This is a genomic window from Campylobacter sp. IFREMER_LSEM_CL2127, from assembly GCF_025771745.1.
In the GTDB taxonomy this organism is placed as follows: Bacteria; Campylobacterota; Campylobacteria; order Campylobacterales; family Campylobacteraceae; genus Campylobacter_D.
The window spans coordinates 52,679-68,082 of sequence record NZ_JAKMQV010000006.1 but is presented as its reverse complement, the minus strand read 5'-3'; the positions used below and the strand labels follow the sequence as shown (position 1 = coordinate 68,082).

At 28.9% G+C, this 15,404-nt stretch carries 16 protein-coding genes; 11 read left to right on the top strand and 5 right to left on the bottom strand.

Annotated features, from left to right (window positions below):
• Positions 1-13 precede the first annotated feature (13 nt).
• The 3 genes from L8V77_RS05495 to folD form a co-directional block, all read right to left on the bottom strand.
• Positions 14-1,180 carry a pyridoxal phosphate-dependent aminotransferase gene (locus tag L8V77_RS05495; RefSeq protein ID WP_263707064.1) on the bottom strand — a complete coding sequence of 389 codons (1,167 nt, stop codon included), beginning with the start codon at positions 1,178-1,180 and terminating at the stop codon, positions 14-16.
• A gap of 165 nt (positions 1,181-1,345) precedes the next feature.
• Positions 1,346-2,194 carry a signal peptidase I gene (lepB, locus tag L8V77_RS05490; protein WP_263707063.1) on the bottom strand — a complete coding sequence of 283 codons (849 nt, stop codon included), beginning with the start codon at positions 2,192-2,194 and terminating at the stop codon, positions 1,346-1,348.
• On the bottom strand, positions 2,191-3,039 hold the full coding sequence (gene folD / locus L8V77_RS05485) for a bifunctional methylenetetrahydrofolate dehydrogenase/methenyltetrahydrofolate cyclohydrolase FolD (protein ID WP_263707062.1): 849 nt from the start codon (positions 3,037-3,039) through the stop codon (positions 2,191-2,193). Before folD ends, lepB begins: the two co-directional genes overlap by 4 nt.
• 80 nt (positions 3,040-3,119) lie before the next feature.
• On the opposite strand from folD, the gene L8V77_RS05480 reads away from it, so the two are divergent.
• The 7 genes from L8V77_RS05480 to L8V77_RS05450 are packed head-to-tail and all read left to right on the top strand — an operon-like array spanning position 3,120 to position 8,916.
• Positions 3,120-3,464, top strand: a complete 345-nt coding sequence (locus L8V77_RS05480) for a c-type cytochrome (RefSeq protein ID WP_263683002.1) — start codon at positions 3,120-3,122, stop codon at positions 3,462-3,464.
• A complete protein-coding gene (gene hemL / locus L8V77_RS05475; RefSeq protein WP_039628192.1) occupies positions 3,461-4,738 on the top strand; it encodes a glutamate-1-semialdehyde 2,1-aminomutase in 1,278 nt (425 codons plus the stop codon). The genes L8V77_RS05480 and hemL overlap by 4 nt, the downstream gene beginning before the upstream one ends.
• Entirely contained in the window at positions 4,735-5,013 is a 279-nt protein-coding gene (locus L8V77_RS05470; RefSeq protein WP_257906551.1) for an AtpZ/AtpI family protein, read from the top strand. The genes hemL and L8V77_RS05470 overlap by 4 nt, the downstream gene beginning before the upstream one ends.
• Entirely contained in the window at positions 4,997-5,482 is a 486-nt protein-coding gene (locus L8V77_RS05465; protein ID WP_263707061.1) for a hypothetical protein, read from the top strand. Before L8V77_RS05470 ends, L8V77_RS05465 begins: the two co-directional genes overlap by 17 nt.
• Positions 5,479-6,672: an MFS transporter gene (locus L8V77_RS05460; protein ID WP_250325593.1), complete on the top strand. Its 1,194-nt coding sequence runs from the start codon at positions 5,479-5,481 to the stop codon at positions 6,670-6,672. The genes L8V77_RS05465 and L8V77_RS05460 overlap by 4 nt, the downstream gene beginning before the upstream one ends.
• A complete protein-coding gene (locus tag L8V77_RS05455) occupies positions 6,662-8,623 on the top strand; it encodes a flagellar hook-length control protein FliK (protein ID WP_263707059.1) in 1,962 nt (653 codons plus the stop codon). The genes L8V77_RS05460 and L8V77_RS05455 overlap by 11 nt, the downstream gene beginning before the upstream one ends.
• Positions 8,624-8,625: 2 nt before the next feature.
• Positions 8,626-8,916, top strand: a complete 291-nt coding sequence (locus tag L8V77_RS05450; RefSeq protein ID WP_263683008.1) for a FlhB-like flagellar biosynthesis protein — start codon at positions 8,626-8,628, stop codon at positions 8,914-8,916.
• Here L8V77_RS05450 and L8V77_RS05445 read toward each other — a convergent pair.
• Positions 8,876-9,700, bottom strand: a complete 825-nt coding sequence (locus tag L8V77_RS05445; RefSeq protein ID WP_263707058.1) for a phosphatidylserine decarboxylase — start codon at positions 9,698-9,700, stop codon at positions 8,876-8,878. The two genes, L8V77_RS05450 and L8V77_RS05445, sit on opposite strands and share 41 nt — an antisense overlap.
• Positions 9,701-10,831, bottom strand: a complete 1,131-nt coding sequence (locus tag L8V77_RS05440) for a metallophosphoesterase (RefSeq protein WP_263707057.1) — start codon at positions 10,829-10,831, stop codon at positions 9,701-9,703.
• Between the two features lie 70 nt (positions 10,832-10,901).
• Here L8V77_RS05440 and abc-f point away from each other — a divergent pair, with 70 nt between their 5' ends.
• Genes abc-f through L8V77_RS05420 form a run of 4 tightly spaced genes read left to right on the top strand, consistent with a single transcriptional unit; the run spans position 10,902 to position 15,393 of the window.
• Complete coding sequence (gene abc-f / locus L8V77_RS05435) at positions 10,902-12,839, top strand: ribosomal protection-like ABC-F family protein (RefSeq protein ID WP_263707056.1); 1,938 nt, start codon at positions 10,902-10,904, stop codon at positions 12,837-12,839.
• A 53-nt stretch (positions 12,840-12,892) separates the two neighbouring features.
• A complete protein-coding gene (locus L8V77_RS05430; protein WP_263707055.1) occupies positions 12,893-14,080 on the top strand; it encodes a M48 family metallopeptidase in 1,188 nt (395 codons plus the stop codon).
• The gene (locus tag L8V77_RS05425; protein WP_263707079.1) at positions 14,080-14,880 is read left to right on the top strand and encodes a HemK/PrmC family methyltransferase; all 801 of its coding nucleotides are present in this window, start codon (positions 14,080-14,082) and stop codon (positions 14,878-14,880) included. The genes L8V77_RS05430 and L8V77_RS05425 overlap by 1 nt, the downstream gene beginning before the upstream one ends.
• A gap of 30 nt (positions 14,881-14,910) precedes the next feature.
• Positions 14,911-15,393 carry a DUF4149 domain-containing protein gene (locus tag L8V77_RS05420; RefSeq protein ID WP_263707054.1) on the top strand — a complete coding sequence of 161 codons (483 nt, stop codon included), beginning with the start codon at positions 14,911-14,913 and terminating at the stop codon, positions 15,391-15,393.
• Positions 15,394-15,404 lie beyond the last annotated feature (11 nt).

Here is a 15,404-nt window from a genome sequence, read left to right as displayed (position 1 = left end):
CAGGCTTAAAAAATTAGTAGTTTTTTACAAATTCAACGATTTTTTCACAACCTTCAATGATATCTTTTTCATTAGTTGCATAAGAAAGTCTAAAATACCCTTCCATACCAAAACCTATGCCTGGTACTAAAGCTACTTTTTGCTCTTCTAATAATCTTTTACAAAATCTCATAGAATCACTATCAACTTCTTTACAAGAGATAAATAAATAAAAAGCTCCTTGTGGAATTTGTTCTAATTTTAACTTATCGCTTTTAGCTAAAATTTCACACGCTAATTCTCTACGCTTTAAAAAGGCTTGTCTCATCATTTCAATATCACTATCTGCTTTTCCAAGTAAGGCTGGTAAAGCTGCATGCTGAATGATTGAGCAGATATTTGAAGTGCTTTGTCCTTGTAGTTTTTTAACAGCATTATTAAACTCACTCATTTTACTTGCCATATAACCAAAACGCCATCCTGGCATAGCACCGCATTTACTAAGACCATTAATACTTACAGTTCTATTTAAAGCATCTTCACTCACTTGCGCAAAAGCACAAAATTCTCCATCATAAACTAATTTTTCATAAATCTCATCACTTAAAACTACGATTTTAGTTCCTTCTAAAACCTTAGCTAAAGCAGTAATTTCTTCTTTAGAATATATAGCACCTGTAGGATTTGATGGGGAATTAAACATCAAAACCTTTGTTTTTGGAGTAATAGCTTGTTTTAATTGCTCAGGAGTGATTTTAAAGCCATTTTTTGCTTCACCTTCTATAAATACAGGAGTTGCGCCTGCAAATTTCACCATTTCAGGGTAACTTACCCAATAAGGACTTGGTATAATAACCTCATCACCTTCTTCAACTAAACACTCAATTGCCATAAACAAAGAATGTTTAGCACCAACATTGGTAATGATTTCACTTGCTTTATATTCTAAATTATTATCATTTTTAAATTTATATTGTATAGCTTCTATAACTTCTTTTATACCCACAACAGGTGTATAAGCCCCGCAACCTTTTTCAATAGCTTCAATTGCTGCTTTTTTAATGATTTCTGGAGTATCAAAATCAGGCTCACCTGCTGAAAAACTAATAACTTTTTCACCATTTGCTTTTAAAGTTTTGGCTATATCAGTCATTACTAAAGTTAAGGATTCTCCTAAATTTTGAGATCTTTGACTTAGCATTTTTTATCCTTTATTTTTTTGCTTTGATTTTTTATTTGTGTTAATTGTTACAACTTGGAGCTTAAAAAAATCTACGAATAAAATTAAGAGTGTATATTTTTATAAATTTGTGTAGAAACTATACATTTTCTACACATAAAAATTTTACATTGTTTCTTTGAGTAATTATTCCAAAGCTTCTATATCGCTTTCATTATGATGGATAAAACGCTCATCTTTTTCTATAGTTTCAACCAAACGCCCTACTCTTTCCCATCTAACTTTTTTATTTTCATCCCATGAAAAATAAATAAACCAAGGTTGACCAACTATATATTTATAATCCACACTTCCCCAAAATCTACTATCGCTAGAGTGATCACGGTTATCTCCCATCATAAAATACTCATTTTCAGGCACTTTATAATAATAAGCATTAAAACCATAAATATTATTAGCACCTAATTCATCAAAAGAAGCGGGCTTCATAGCAAATTGACCTAAATTTAAATAGCGAAAAAACACACTTTCTATATCCACTCTAGAATCATAATGTATTCCTTTTTCTACAAAAGGTTCTTTTACAAAAAGCCTTCCGCCTATGATTTTTGTTTTATTAGGATAATAATCTTTCATATATTCATCACCCTCAATCATACGCACATATAAGGTTTTATTTGCAAAAACAACCTCATCTCCGCCCTTAGCCACACATCTTTTTACATAGTGGATTTTTGGCTCATGCGGATATCTAAATACTACAATATCTCCTCTTTTAGGACCCTCAGCACTTACTAAATGCCCATTTTTATTAAAATCAGGTAAAACAGGTACTTCTATCCAAGGAATATGCGGAGTTGGAATACCATAGGAGAATTTTTTTACAAATAAAAAATCCCCCACTAATAAAGTATTTTTCATAGAACCACTTGGTATGGTAAAAGCTTGTATAAAGAAAAATATAATCAATAAAACAACTATTAAAGTTCCTGTCCAAGATTGTGTGAATTTATAGATTTTTTTGAAAAAATTCATTTTTTAATCCTATTTTTAGCTGATTTTATAGTATTTTCTAAAAGCATTGCTATAGTCATAGGTCCTACCCCTCCTGGCACAGGAGTAATATAACTAGCTTTTTTACTAACATTTTCAAAATCAACATCACCTACTATTTTTCCATTAACCCTATTAATCCCTACATCAACTACTATCACACCCTCTTTAACCATATCTTCTTTTAAAAGATTTGGACAACCTGCCGCTACAATGATAATATCAGCATTTTTTGTATAAGCTTTTAAATCTTTTGTATAAATATGACAAATACTCACACTGGCATTAGCATTTAATAAAAGCGTAGCCATAGGACGACCTACTATATTAGAAGCTCCTATTACAACCACATCAGCACCTTGTAATTTTATATCATAATGCTCTAAAATTTTCATAACACCCAAAGGCGTACATGGCAAAAAACCACCTTTTAAATTTAAATTTAAATTCCCGACATTAAAAGGATGAAAACCATCTACATCTTTATTAAAATTAATACTTTCTAGGATGATATCTTTATTAATATGTGCTGGTAATGGAAGCTGAACCAAAATCCCATCAACACTATCATCATGATTTAAGGTATTAATCAAAGCCAAAAGTTCATTTTGAGTTGTGTTTACATCAAGTCTATAAACCAAAGACTTAATCCCACATTGCTCGCAAGCCTTTGCTTTAGAACCCACATAAGTAGCACTAGCAGGATCTTCACCTACTAAAATCACGGCCAAACAAGGCTCTACACTTTGGGTTTTAAGTTCTAATACTTCTTGTTTTAGATTATTTTTTATCTCATCACTTAGCTTTTTACCATCTAAAAGTGTCATTTCTTTCCTTAAATTTATAGCTTTCTTTAACTTAAAAAATTGTATCATAATAAAACTTCTTTTTTTGTTAAAGGTGATAAATGAAAATTATTTTATTTTTGTTTTTTATAGTTTATGGTATTTGGGCTGAAGATTTTATCTCACCTAAAGAATACCAAGAATCCCTTTACAAAAATCCAAGAGGCATAAGTTGTGCTAAATGTCATGGTGATGGAGGTCAACAAATACTAGGATATTATACTAAAAATGGAGAAAAAACTCCTTTTATAGTGCCAAGTATTAAAAACACTCCTTATACACGTTTTAGAGAAATTCTAAGTCAACCTCAAGAGGCAAAAAGCATTATGCCAACTTACTCATTAACAGAAGATGAGATGAAATCGCTTTATGATTATATTACTAACAACAAAAGGAGTAAAAAATGAAAAATAATAAAAAGGCCTTTGAAGAAGCTTGTGAATATATAGCAGGTGGGGTTGATTCTCCTGTGCGTGCTTTTGCAAGTGTAGGTAGTAATCCTTTATTTATCAAGCAAGGAAAAGGTGCTTATATTAGCGATATAGAAGATAATACTTATATAGATTATGTACAAAGCTGGGGACCTTTACTTTTTGGACATTGTGATGAGGATATTGAAAAAGCTTGTAAAAAAGCTTTAGAACATGGTTCAAGCTTTGGCGCACCAACCCTAGCTGAAACTAAATTAGCTAAATTTATCCTAAAAGATTGGCCGCATTTAGACAAAATACGCTTTGTAAGTAGTGGCACAGAAGCTACTATGAGTGCTATTCGTCTTGCAAGAGGATTTAGCAAAAAAGATAAAATCATCAAATTTGAAGGGTGTTATCATGGGCATTCTGATTCTTTATTAGTGAGTGCTGGAAGCGGTGCAGCTACTTTTAACACCCCAAGCTCACTAGGAGTTTTAACTGATGTCGCTAAAAATACTCTAGTAGCTATTTATAATGACATTGAAAGTGTTAAGAACTTAATCAATAATGATGATAATATAGCTTGTATCATTATAGAGCCAATTGCAGGAAACATGGGCTTAGTACCTGCTAAAATAGAATTTCTACAAGAGCTAAGAAAACTATGTGATGAGCATCAAATTCTTTTAATTTTTGATGAAGTTATGAGTGGCTTTAGAGCTTCATACCTAGGCTCTTTTGGAATTAATAATATAAAAGCTGATATAGTAACTTTTGGTAAGGTTATAGGCGGAGGTATGCCTGCAGCTGCTTTTGCTGCAAGAGCTGAAATTATGGATTTATTAAGTCCTTTGGGCGGGGTATATCAAGCAGGAACACTAAGTGGCAATCCTCTTGCTATGGCTGCAGGTTATGCAAGCTTAAAAAAAGCAAGAAATTATGAAGGTTTATATGAAAAATTAGAAAAACTAGGTAAAAGACTTACTCAAGGCTTTAAAGAAGCTGCAAATGATTGTAAAATTCCTTTGCAAGTTAATTGCGTTGGTTCTATGTTTGGATTTTTCTTTTGTGAAAACCCTGTTAATAATTATCAAGATGCTTTAAAATCAGATACTAAATTATTTGCTAAATTTCATGCACAAATGCTAAGCAAAGGCGTGTATTTAGCACCATCTCAATTTGAAACAGGTTTCATATGTGAATGTATGGATAAAAAAATCATTGATAAAACCATACAAGCAGCACAAGAAAGTTTTAAAGCCCTATGAATAAAAGACAAAAAATCATTCGCAAAGGTATAGAAGCTGCAGATGGATTAAGCCTTGGCATATCCATGGTTGTAGCTGTTTTAATCGGGGTTGGTATAGGCTATTTTTTAAAAAATTTAACCGGTATATCTTGGCTTTTTTGGGTAGGAGTATTTATAGGAGTAGCTGCGGCGATTTTAAATGTTTATAAAGCTTACAAAGCACAAGTAAAAAGCTATGAGGAATTTAAAGAAGAAAATCGCTATAAAGATTTAAAAAATGATCCTAAAGCCTAAAATTTTACTAAAACTCTTGCTAGGATTAAATTTACTTTTCTTAGCAGGAGTTTTTTTCTATAAAGGAATAAGCTTTGAATTATTCATCAGTTTTGAATTTGGATTTTTAGCTCAAAATTTGATCATTCTGATATCTTTTTTAAATTATAAAAATTTTATTTTTAAAGCAGCTAAAAATTATAATTTTACACAAAGACCTTTGCAAATTTTTGCTAAAAAACAATATTCTTTGCCAAAAATTATAAAATTTATCCATATAGATGACGATTTAAAACCAAAATTTAAAAGTATTTTTAAAAACGCATTAGCTTTTTTTTCTTTGTTTAAAATTTTTGCTTATGTGTTTTTAATAGCAGGATTTTTATTTTTAGAGTTTCAAGGCTTAATGAGTATTTTTGCCTTGTTTTGTGCAATGTTTGTCACACCCATAGCGGTATTAATATATAATTTTTTAATAAGAAAATGTTGAGCTCAAAAAGAACGATTAGATCATTAACTGCATTGTTTTTTGGTATGATTTTTGTTTTTATAGGAAGTGCTTTAACGGTAAATTCTATAGCAATTATTTTAAAACATAACGATGTTAGTAATTTTTATATAGGGATAATAGGAAGTTGTTATTTTCTTGGTGCTATGGTAAGCACTATTAGTGCTCATAGGATAGTCTCTAAAGTAGGACATATAAGATCTTTTGGAATTTTTGCCATCATTTTTGGTATAGCTACTATGCTTCATAGTTTAAATTCTAATCTTTATTTTTGGATGGTTTTGAGATTTTTGCTTGGTTTTTGTTACTATGCACTTTTAATGGTCATAGAATCATGGCTTAATGAAAAAGCAAAAAATGCTATTCGCTCAAGAGTAATAGCCTTTTATGAAGTAGTATTTTATTCATCATCAGGCTTTGGGATTTTACTTATGTCATTTGACTTCCCAAGTAATACAGTATTTATTTTAAGCGCTAGTTTTATTATGTTTGCTTCTATTCCTTTATTTTTAATCCGTATTAAAGAGCCGGTTTTACCACAAAAAACCAAAATTTCCATCCCTAAAGTTTTTGATATAGTGCCTTTAGCTTTAGTGACAAGCTTTATAGCAGGTATGCTTTTAAATGGATTTTTCTCCATGGCTTCTTTATTTATACTCATACAAGGATTTGGCGCAAAAGAAGCTTCGATTTTTATATTTTGTACCATGCTAGGAGGGTTTATATCTCAACTTTTCATCGGAACCCTTTCTGATAAAATTAGTCGTAAATTTGCTATTATTTTATGTGCTTTTACGGCTTTAAGTGCTATGCTTTGTATTTTACTATTAAGCTATAATATTTATTTAAAATACTTTTTTGGCTTTTTACTGGGTATGGGAATGTGTTGTTTATATGCTCTTTCTTTAGCTAGAGCAAATGACATGCTTGAAGATTCTAGCAAAAGAGTTGAACTTGGCAGAGCCGTTCTTTTTACTTATTCTTTTGGTGCTTTATTTGCGCCTGCTGTGCTTGGAACTTTAATGTATTATTTTGAAGGCAATGGTTTTATGTATTTTTACATCGTTTTATTAACTGTTTTAATTGCCTTTGCTATAGATAAACCAAAATTTAAAAATCTAACCAAATTTAAAAGAAAACCAGGTAATATGGTAATGCTAGATGATAACTAATATTTCTAACAATCAAAATCAATTTGCAAAAAACGAAACAAATAAAGACAACAAAAGCGAGAAATCAGACAAAAAAACCTCACTTAATGATGCTTTAAAAAATCCTTTATTTTCTAAAAATGATCCTGAAGTCAAATTGCCTAAAGACTATGTAAGCAAAATCGATCAAAAATTACAAGAATTATTAAATAAACTCTTAGATCAAATCAAAACCAACAAAGATCCTGATTTAGCAATATTAAAAAATCACAAAGATTTAAATTTTGCACCTAATTTTGCTAATGAAGTTAAAAAACTTCAAGCAGAGCTTTCTAAAAATCCTGAATTTGAAAAACTACTTAAAGTTTTAGAAGATCTAGTTAAACCCGCTAAAGATATCAACAATAAAAATCTTTCATCCTTGGTAAAAAATTCAGGTGTTTTTTTAGAAGCAAAACTCAATCATTCTTTAAAAGAGCAAAATTTACCACAAAGCTTTTTTAATCTTTTAAATACCATAAAAGGGGCTACTAGTGAAAATCTAAAACGCGATATAAGTAATTTAGATCTTAAAAATCTTGACACCACAAGTACACTAAAAGAACTTATTCACATCTTACAAAATCACAAAAAAGATAATAAAATTTCTTTAGAAAATACAAACTACAAGACACTTTTTAAACTATTTGATAAAATAGAAAATTTTAAAAACTATATCAATAAAAATCCAAACTCCATTAGTCAAGAAAAGCTACAAAATATTGCTAATAATTTCATTAAAAATCTCAGTAAAAATTTAGCACTTATCAACAAAGAACTAGCCAAACCTGAAAATATAAAAATTCAAAATACGCATATATTAAAAGAGCTTAGTCAAAGCATTAAAGATCTTATAGCACTTTTAAAAGACATAAAAAATCATAAAAACAAAACTGAAATAACACAAGAAAATTTAAATAAAACTCCACATACTAAAGACATCAAAGAAGAATCAAAAGAGGAAATAAAAACTCCGCAAAAAAACACAGAGGATAAAAAAGAAGCTCAACAAAAACAAGAAAGCATGACAAAAGATAAAGAAATTCAAAACACAAAAGAAGAAAAAACACCACAAAAAAATACTGAAGAACCAAGCAAAAATGATAACAAAAGTCAAAATTTACAAACAAATAATACTAAATTAGAAGATATATTTAAAAGCACTTCGGGCAAAATTTTACTAGAAGATATTTTCAAACAAAATGTAAGTAAAAATCTTAATTTTAGTCAAAATTTACAAGAAGAGCTTTTAAATAACCTAAACAAAGAACTAGGCCTAATAGGAAGAAAACTCAATGAGGTTTTAAAAGCTTTAGATCCTAAAAATTATGAAGCAAAAAATTCTTTAGATGATATAAAAAATATAGAAAAAAAATTAGAACTTTCTATAAAAGATCTTGGAAAAATTACTCCAAAAGATACCGCAGAAATTTCTTCAGAATTGCAAAAAGACATTAAATCCACTCTTTTGCAAGTTTCTAATCTGGCTAAAAATTTAGACAATGAAAGCATACTAAATCAAGCAAATCGTCTTATAGCTCAGCTTGAGTTTAATCAGCTTTTATCTTTGGCTAATAATAGCATTCATACTTTTTTACCTTTCTTTTGGGATGATTTAGAAAAATCTAATGTAGTTTTTAAACGTGGCAAAAAAGATAAATTTTATGCGCAAATTAATCTTGAATTTGAAAAATTAGGAAAAATCAATGTATTTTTATCTCTAAGTAATGATAAATACATTGATATAAATATGATGATAGAAAATGTTAATTTTAGAAAAAAACTTTATGAAAGAGCACATGAGTTAAAAAAAGCCTTGGTTAAAGTAGGACTTCTAAGCTCTAATTTTTTCATCAGCGATATAGTTAAAAGCAAATTTCACAATCAAGAAGAATACAATGACTTTAATATGGGTTTTGATACAAGGGCTTAAAAATGGCTAAAAAAACAAAAAAAGCCGTTGCACTAGGTTATAACAAAGAAGATCAAAATGCACCAAAAATCTTAGCTAATGCCAAAGGTGAAAACGCTGCTAAAATCATCTCTTTAGCCAAAGAAAATGGCATACCCATAAAAGAGGATAAAGACTTAGTAGAAGTTCTTAGCAAGCTTGACTTAGGCGATGAAATCCCACCTAATATGTATAAAGCGGTGGCTGAAATTTTTGCCTTTTTGTATAAAGTTGCTAATGAAGATGAGAATAAGCAAAATCCGCAATCTTCTTAGAAAATTCAACTTGCTCATAAGCGTTTTTACTAAATTTTAAAAACCCTTTTTGGGCAATTAAAACTATCGTCGAACCTAGCTCAAAATTTCCAAGCCTTTGACCTTTTTTTACAAAAAGCCCATCATAAGTATGAGTAAAATCAAAATTTGCAGCATTGGTTTGTATACTAGTATCAAAGCTAAAATGCATTTTACCTACATTTAGCGCACCCACAAATATCATCCAAAGTATAAATTTTCCTTCCACTAAGCACTTTAAAACCACTCTTTCATTTTTAGTATAAAGGTTTATAATCTTAGCCAACTTTGCCTCACTCACACTAAATAAAGCCCCGCTCATATAAGTAGCACTTAAAATTTGCATATTACAAGGTGCGTGATAATGATGATAATCTTTTGGAGATAGATAAATATTTGCATAATCTATGCCATTTTCTAATTCTTCTTTGCTAGCTGAGTTTTTTAAAAGCTCTTCTATGCTATAACTTGAACCTTTAATGCTAAAGGCTAAATTTTCTTTTAAATCATTTTGAAAACTACTTCCAAGTTCTAAAATTTTACCATCACTTGGACTTATAAAGCCATCTTCTAATTCTCGCTCATTTAACAAAGTTCTTGTAAATAAAGCATTTAAGCTCTCATATTCTTCTAAGGATTTAAATTCACTCATATTGATATTAAAAGCATTCACATAAGCTTTATTAATGTTTTTTTGTATGATTTTTGGAAATTTATATTTTGCTATGATTCCAAATATTTTTGAAGCACTATTACTAAATCCCACTCATTCTCCTTTTAATCTAATCAAAGCTATCTCACTAGGAGCTAAAAATCTCACAGCAGGCCCCCAAAATCCAGCCCCACTGCTTACATAAAGCAAACTATCTTTGCTTAATTTATAAAGCCCATACACAAAGCCTTGCTCTAAATATACTAGCAAAGAAAAAGGGAAAATTTGTCCTGCGTGTGTATGTCCTGATAAAATCAAATCAAACCCACTCACATCATAAGTTTTTACATATTTTGGCTGATGCGTGATTAAAATATTAACTTTTTCTTGATTGATTTGAGTTTTAATTTTTTCTATATTGCTTTCTTTAAAGCCCAAACGTTTAGCAGCCAAATCCAAAGTCCCACTTAAAGTAAAATCTCCAAAATCAATACTTTCATCTTCTAAAACTTTGAAATTTTTAAGCGTTTTAAGCTTTTTGCTTATTGCATTTATATCATTATAATACTCATGATTTCCATAAACAAAATAAGTACCATATTTTGATTTAAAATTTTCTAATAAACTAATATAAGACATACTAGTTATATCTGCATCGATTAAATCCCCAGCTATAATGACTATATCAACATTTAAAGCATTAACCTCATCAATTAAGGTTTTTAAAAAATCTTCACCTAAATTTTTCCCTAAATGCACATCAGAAAGCAAAGCTATGTTTAAACCTTCTTTTAAATTTTTAATTTTAATATCTACCTCATTAACCTTAGGCGTGCTGATAGCATTTGCAAAGCCTTTAAACACCATACTAACGCTAAGTATAATAAGCCAAGAATCAAAAATTAATTTTAAAAACTTTCTTCTTTGAAGGCTAAAAATTTGCTCTTTTTTATTTTCGTTAAAGAAAATCCAAGAACCAATTTCAAAAACCACTCCAAAAAGCAAGAAAAAGCAAGTAATAGTAGGAAAAATAGCTAAAATATAATAAAGCTTTTCATGCAAAAAATCCCCGCGCATATTTACAAAAAAGATTAATTCGCATGCAAAAACTATTAAAACAAAAGCTAATACAAACTTCTTATAAGGTTTTAAAAATTCAACCCTACTTAAAAATCTTTTATAAATATACCAATTTGCCAAAGCAAAAAATAAAACCAATAAAGTAAAAAAAACAAACACTCTCATAGTGTAATTTTATTTAAGCAAAATTAATACTTTTTAAAGTAAAATCGCAAAAAACATTTGGGAAAGAAATTTGGCTTTAATAGATTTAATCGATGCAAATAAGAAATTTAATACAAAAATAGTTTTAGAAAATGCAAATTTTAGTGCAAATTTAGGAGAAAAAATCGCCATTATAGGCAAAAACGGCGAAGGAAAATCAAGTTTTTTAAAAGCCCTTATGGGAACTTTAAAACTAGATAGCGGTAGAGTGATTAAACAAAATAACGCTAGCATAGGTATGCTAAGCCAACAAGTAAGCTTTGAAAGCACCTTAAGCGTGAGTGAGGCTATCAAAAAAGAACTTGAAGAAATTTATCAAGCCTTAAAAGAATTTGAAAACTATAATGAAAAACTAGCTCTTGATCCTGAAAATAAAGAATATTTAAAGAAAGTAGATGAATTAAGTTTATTTATAGATTCAAAAGATGCATGGAATTTAGACCAAAAAATACAAAGAATATTAGAAGAGTTTAAACTATTAGAGTATAAAGACAGAACACTTTGCTCTTTAAGCGGAGGAGAGATAAGACGTGTAGGGCTTTGCACGCTTTTGCTGAAAAATCCTGATATATTATTGCTTGATGAGCCAACCAACCATCTAGATGTATATATGAGTAGCTTTTTAGAAGAAAGATTGAAAGCTTCTAAAATGTGTGTTATTTTCATCTCCCATGATAGATATTTTATCGATGCGATAGCACAAAAATGCGTTGAAATAGAAGCAGGAAAACTAAGTATTTTTGAGGGTGGATATACGCAATATCTAGAAAAAAAAGCAGCTATTTTAGCTTCCTTAGCTAAAAGTCATGAAACCTTACTTAAGCAACTAAAAAGCGAAGAAGAATGGTTAAGAAGAGGAGTTAAAGCTAGACTTAAACGTAACGAAGGGCGTAAAGAACGCATTTTTAAAATGCGTGAAGAAGCCAAGAAAAACCCAGGAGCTATCAAACGCTTACAACTTGAGATTAAAAGAGCAAGTAAAAATTTCAACCAAACCCAAAGTCAAAATCGTAAAAAAATGCTTTTTGAACTTAAAAATATCTCAAAATCTATCGCTAACAAGACACTTTTTAAGGACTTTAATGCACGAATTTTACAAGGTGAACGCATAGCCATAGTAGGTAAAAATGGCTGTGGTAAATCTACTTTTTTAAAAATTTTACTTGATCAAATTCCACTTGATAGTGGAGAAATTAAAAGAGGTGAAGTTAAGATAGGCTATTTTGATCAAAGTAGGAGCTTACTCAATACTGATAAAAAACTTTTAGAAATTTTTTGCCCAAATGGCGGTGATCGCATTCAAGTGCGTGGTAAAAATATGCATGTTTATGGGTATTTAAAACAATTTTTATTTCCAAAAGAATTTTTAGAACAAAGCGTGAGTGTGTTAAGTGGGGGTGAGAAAAACAGAGTTGCTCTAGCCTTGCTTTTTACTAAAGAATATGATGTATTAATCTTAGATGAACCAACAAATGATTTAGATATAACTACAATAAATATCTTAGAAGAATATTTACTTTCTTTTGAAGGTGCGATTTTACTTGTATCACATGATAGATATTTTGTTGATAAAATAGCAACTAAACTTTATGCTTTTGAAGATAATGCAAATATTAACATAGAAGTTCTTTCTTACAGCGAATATTTAGAAAACGAAAAAGAATACAAAGACTTTGAAGAATTTTCTAAAAGTTTAGAAACAAACACCACAACAAGTGTAAAAACAAAAGAAAAATCAAATAAAAAACTAAGCTATAAAGAAAATGAAATTTTAAACTCATATCCTGATAAAATTCATAAATTAGAAGAAGAAATCAAAGAAATCAAAAATGCCCTAAGCAATCCTGCAATCTATCAAGAGCTAGGTATAAATACCCTTTATGAAAAACTAAATTCCTTAGAAAATGAACTTAGTATTTTAGAAGAAGCTTATTTTGAGGTTTTGGAAAAAAGTGAAAGCACTGATTAACTTTATATATTTTAAATAAGATAAAATTACTCAAATTTATTTAAGGAAAAATTATGACTTTAATAACTATTTTATGTATTTACACGGCCTTTTTGGTTTTTATATCTTATATGCAAATTTCTTTTTTAAAAAAAGAAAGAGAAAAACAAGCAATTATTTTAAATGAGCATGATTATAAAAATGCTGCAAATATCGCTATAGAAAATGAAAAATACAAAATCTTTTCTAATCTTTATAATCTGATGATTAATATTTCTTGGATTGGCTTTGGCTTTTTATATTTAAAAGAAATTTTTATAAAAGAAAATTCTACTTTAGAAAATACTTTATTTTTACTTACATTTTTATTGATTATTAGTATTTTAAATTTACCACTTAGTTATTATGAAAGCTTTGTAAAAGACAAAAAACACGGATTTTCAAATATGACTTTAGTACTTTTTATTAAAGATAGTATCAAATCTTTAGCCCTAATGCTTATTTTTGGCTTTTTAATTATCTATGCTTTAGTATTTTGCTTTGAATTTTTTAACACATACTGGTGGATCGTTGCTTTTGCTTTAAGCTTTATAATCATACTTATTATAAATCTCATCTACCCTACACTTATTGCACCTATGTTTAATAAAATGAAAAAACTTGAAGATGAAAATTTATTAGAAAAAATCACCAATTTAATGCAAAAATGTGGCTTTAGCGCAAATGGTGTTTATGTTATTGATGCAAGTAAAAGGGATAAAAGATTAAATGCTTATTTTGGCGGTTTATTTAAAAGCAAAAGAGTGGTGCTTTTTGATACACTTTTAAATGCTTTAAAAGAAAAAGAACTCATTGCTGTTTTAGGTCATGAGCTAGGACATTTTGTGCATAAAGATTTACTAAAAATGTTATTTTCTAGTGCTTTGATGCTTTTTACTTTATTTTTTATCTTTGCACATTTACCAAGCTTTTTTTATATTGAAAGTCATTTAGATGGAGTAAATGCTGGAGTTTTTGCGCTTTTATTGATTTTTGGAAATATTTTTACTTTTATTATCTCCCCGCTACTTAATAAAATGAGTCAAAAAAATGAATTTAATGCTGACTTACATGGAGCAAAACTAAGTTCTAAAGAAGATATGAAAAATGCCCTCATAGCCTTAGCAAAAGAAAATAAAGCCTTTGTTAAAACAAGTAAAATTTATACCTTCTTTCATCTAAGCCATCCTTGTATTTACGATAGAATCAAAGCTTTGCAATGATTTCAATCAAACAGGCCTTAAAGCAAGCTTACGCAAAAGATCCTACTCACAAAGAATATATACTTTTTATTCTTTGTGAGCTTTTACAAAAAGATAAGGCTTGGATTTTTTTAAATCCTGAATTTCAAATCGATGAAAAAGTTTTTTTAGAATACGTAGATAAATTTTTAAATGGCGAGCCTTTTGAGTATTTATTTCAAAAAACACAGTTTTATGGTTTAGATTTTTTTATTGAAAAAGGGGTTTTAATACCGCGTTTTGATAGTGAAATATTACTTGAAAGATGCTTAGAAATTTTAGATCATAACTCTTTTAAAAATATACTTGAAATTGGCTTTGGGAGTGGAATTTTAAGCATCTCTCTAGCAAAGTTAAAGCAAATTTTTATACAAGCTTGCGATATCAATCCAAAAGCATTGGAACTTGCTAAAAAAAATGCAGATTTTCATAATGTTTCAAATTTAATTGATTTTCAACTTTGTGATTTTAAAAATATGCAAGGAAATTTTGACTTTATTTTTTCCAATCCACCTTATATTAAAAATGACTATCCTTTAGATAAATGGGTGCAAAATGAACCACATAATGCTTTATTTGGCGGGGATAAAGGTTGGGAAATTTTACATGAAATTATCCTTTTTGCCAAAAATCATAACACAAAAGTCTTAGCGTGTGAATTTGGTTATGATCAAAAAGCAATTTTAAATAAAATTTTAGAAGAAAATGATTTTAAAGCTACTTTTTATCAAGATTATAATGGATTTGATAGAGCCTTTGTTGCGTGGAATTTAAAAAATTAGACTATAATTATCTTTTTATAGGAGAAAATAATGAAATCAATATATTTATTTTTACTAGCAAGTTTAATTGGGATTGAAATTAGCATAGGCGTACTTTTAGCTCCGACTATATTTTATCCTGCTAAATTCATAGGCGAAGGAGTTTTAACTCATTTTCAAAGTGGACTTTTAATGACACACATTTTTGTGCAATTTGGTTATGTTTTACTAGGTGTGAGTGTTTTATCTGTTTTAATGGAAATTTTCTCATTTAAGGATAAAAATTTAACTTTTAAAATAAATTTTTCAAAATTCATGCTTTCTTTAATCATTTTGGCACTAAGTTTGCTTTTTGTATTTTACTTCACTGCTTATGTTTTAGAAGCACAAAACTTAGGAGAAGAAGCAACTAAGACTCAAGAATTTATAAAAATTCATGGTGCAAGTGAAGTTGTGATGAAAATTATCATGTTATCACAAGTAATTTTATTTTTTTTAAATTTTAAAACAAAAAAAAATGATATAATAAAATAAGTCTTTAAAAG

Coding starts and splice junctions, on each gene's coding strand:
- L8V77_RS05495 (WP_263707064.1), bottom strand. CDS start 1,180: ATGCTAAGTCAAAGATCTCAAAATTTAGGAGAATCCTTAACTTTAGTA.
- lepB (WP_263707063.1), bottom strand. CDS start 2,194: ATGAATTTTTTCAAAAAAATCTATAAATTCACACAATCTTGGACAGGA.
- folD (WP_263707062.1), bottom strand. CDS start 3,039: ATGACACTTTTAGATGGTAAAAAGCTAAGTGATGAGATAAAAAATAAT.
- L8V77_RS05480 (WP_263683002.1), top strand. CDS start 3,120: ATGAAAATTATTTTATTTTTGTTTTTTATAGTTTATGGTATTTGGGCT.
- hemL (WP_039628192.1), top strand. CDS start 3,461: ATGAAAAATAATAAAAAGGCCTTTGAAGAAGCTTGTGAATATATAGCA.
- L8V77_RS05470 (WP_257906551.1), top strand. CDS start 4,735: ATGAATAAAAGACAAAAAATCATTCGCAAAGGTATAGAAGCTGCAGAT.
- L8V77_RS05465 (WP_263707061.1), top strand. CDS start 4,997: ATGATCCTAAAGCCTAAAATTTTACTAAAACTCTTGCTAGGATTAAAT.
- L8V77_RS05455 (WP_263707059.1), top strand. CDS start 6,662: ATGATAACTAATATTTCTAACAATCAAAATCAATTTGCAAAAAACGAA.
- L8V77_RS05450 (WP_263683008.1), top strand. CDS start 8,626: ATGGCTAAAAAAACAAAAAAAGCCGTTGCACTAGGTTATAACAAAGAA.
- L8V77_RS05440 (WP_263707057.1), bottom strand. CDS start 10,831: ATGAGAGTGTTTGTTTTTTTTACTTTATTGGTTTTATTTTTTGCTTTG.
- L8V77_RS05430 (WP_263707055.1), top strand. CDS start 12,893: ATGACTTTAATAACTATTTTATGTATTTACACGGCCTTTTTGGTTTTT.
- L8V77_RS05420 (WP_263707054.1), top strand. CDS start 14,911: ATGAAATCAATATATTTATTTTTACTAGCAAGTTTAATTGGGATTGAA.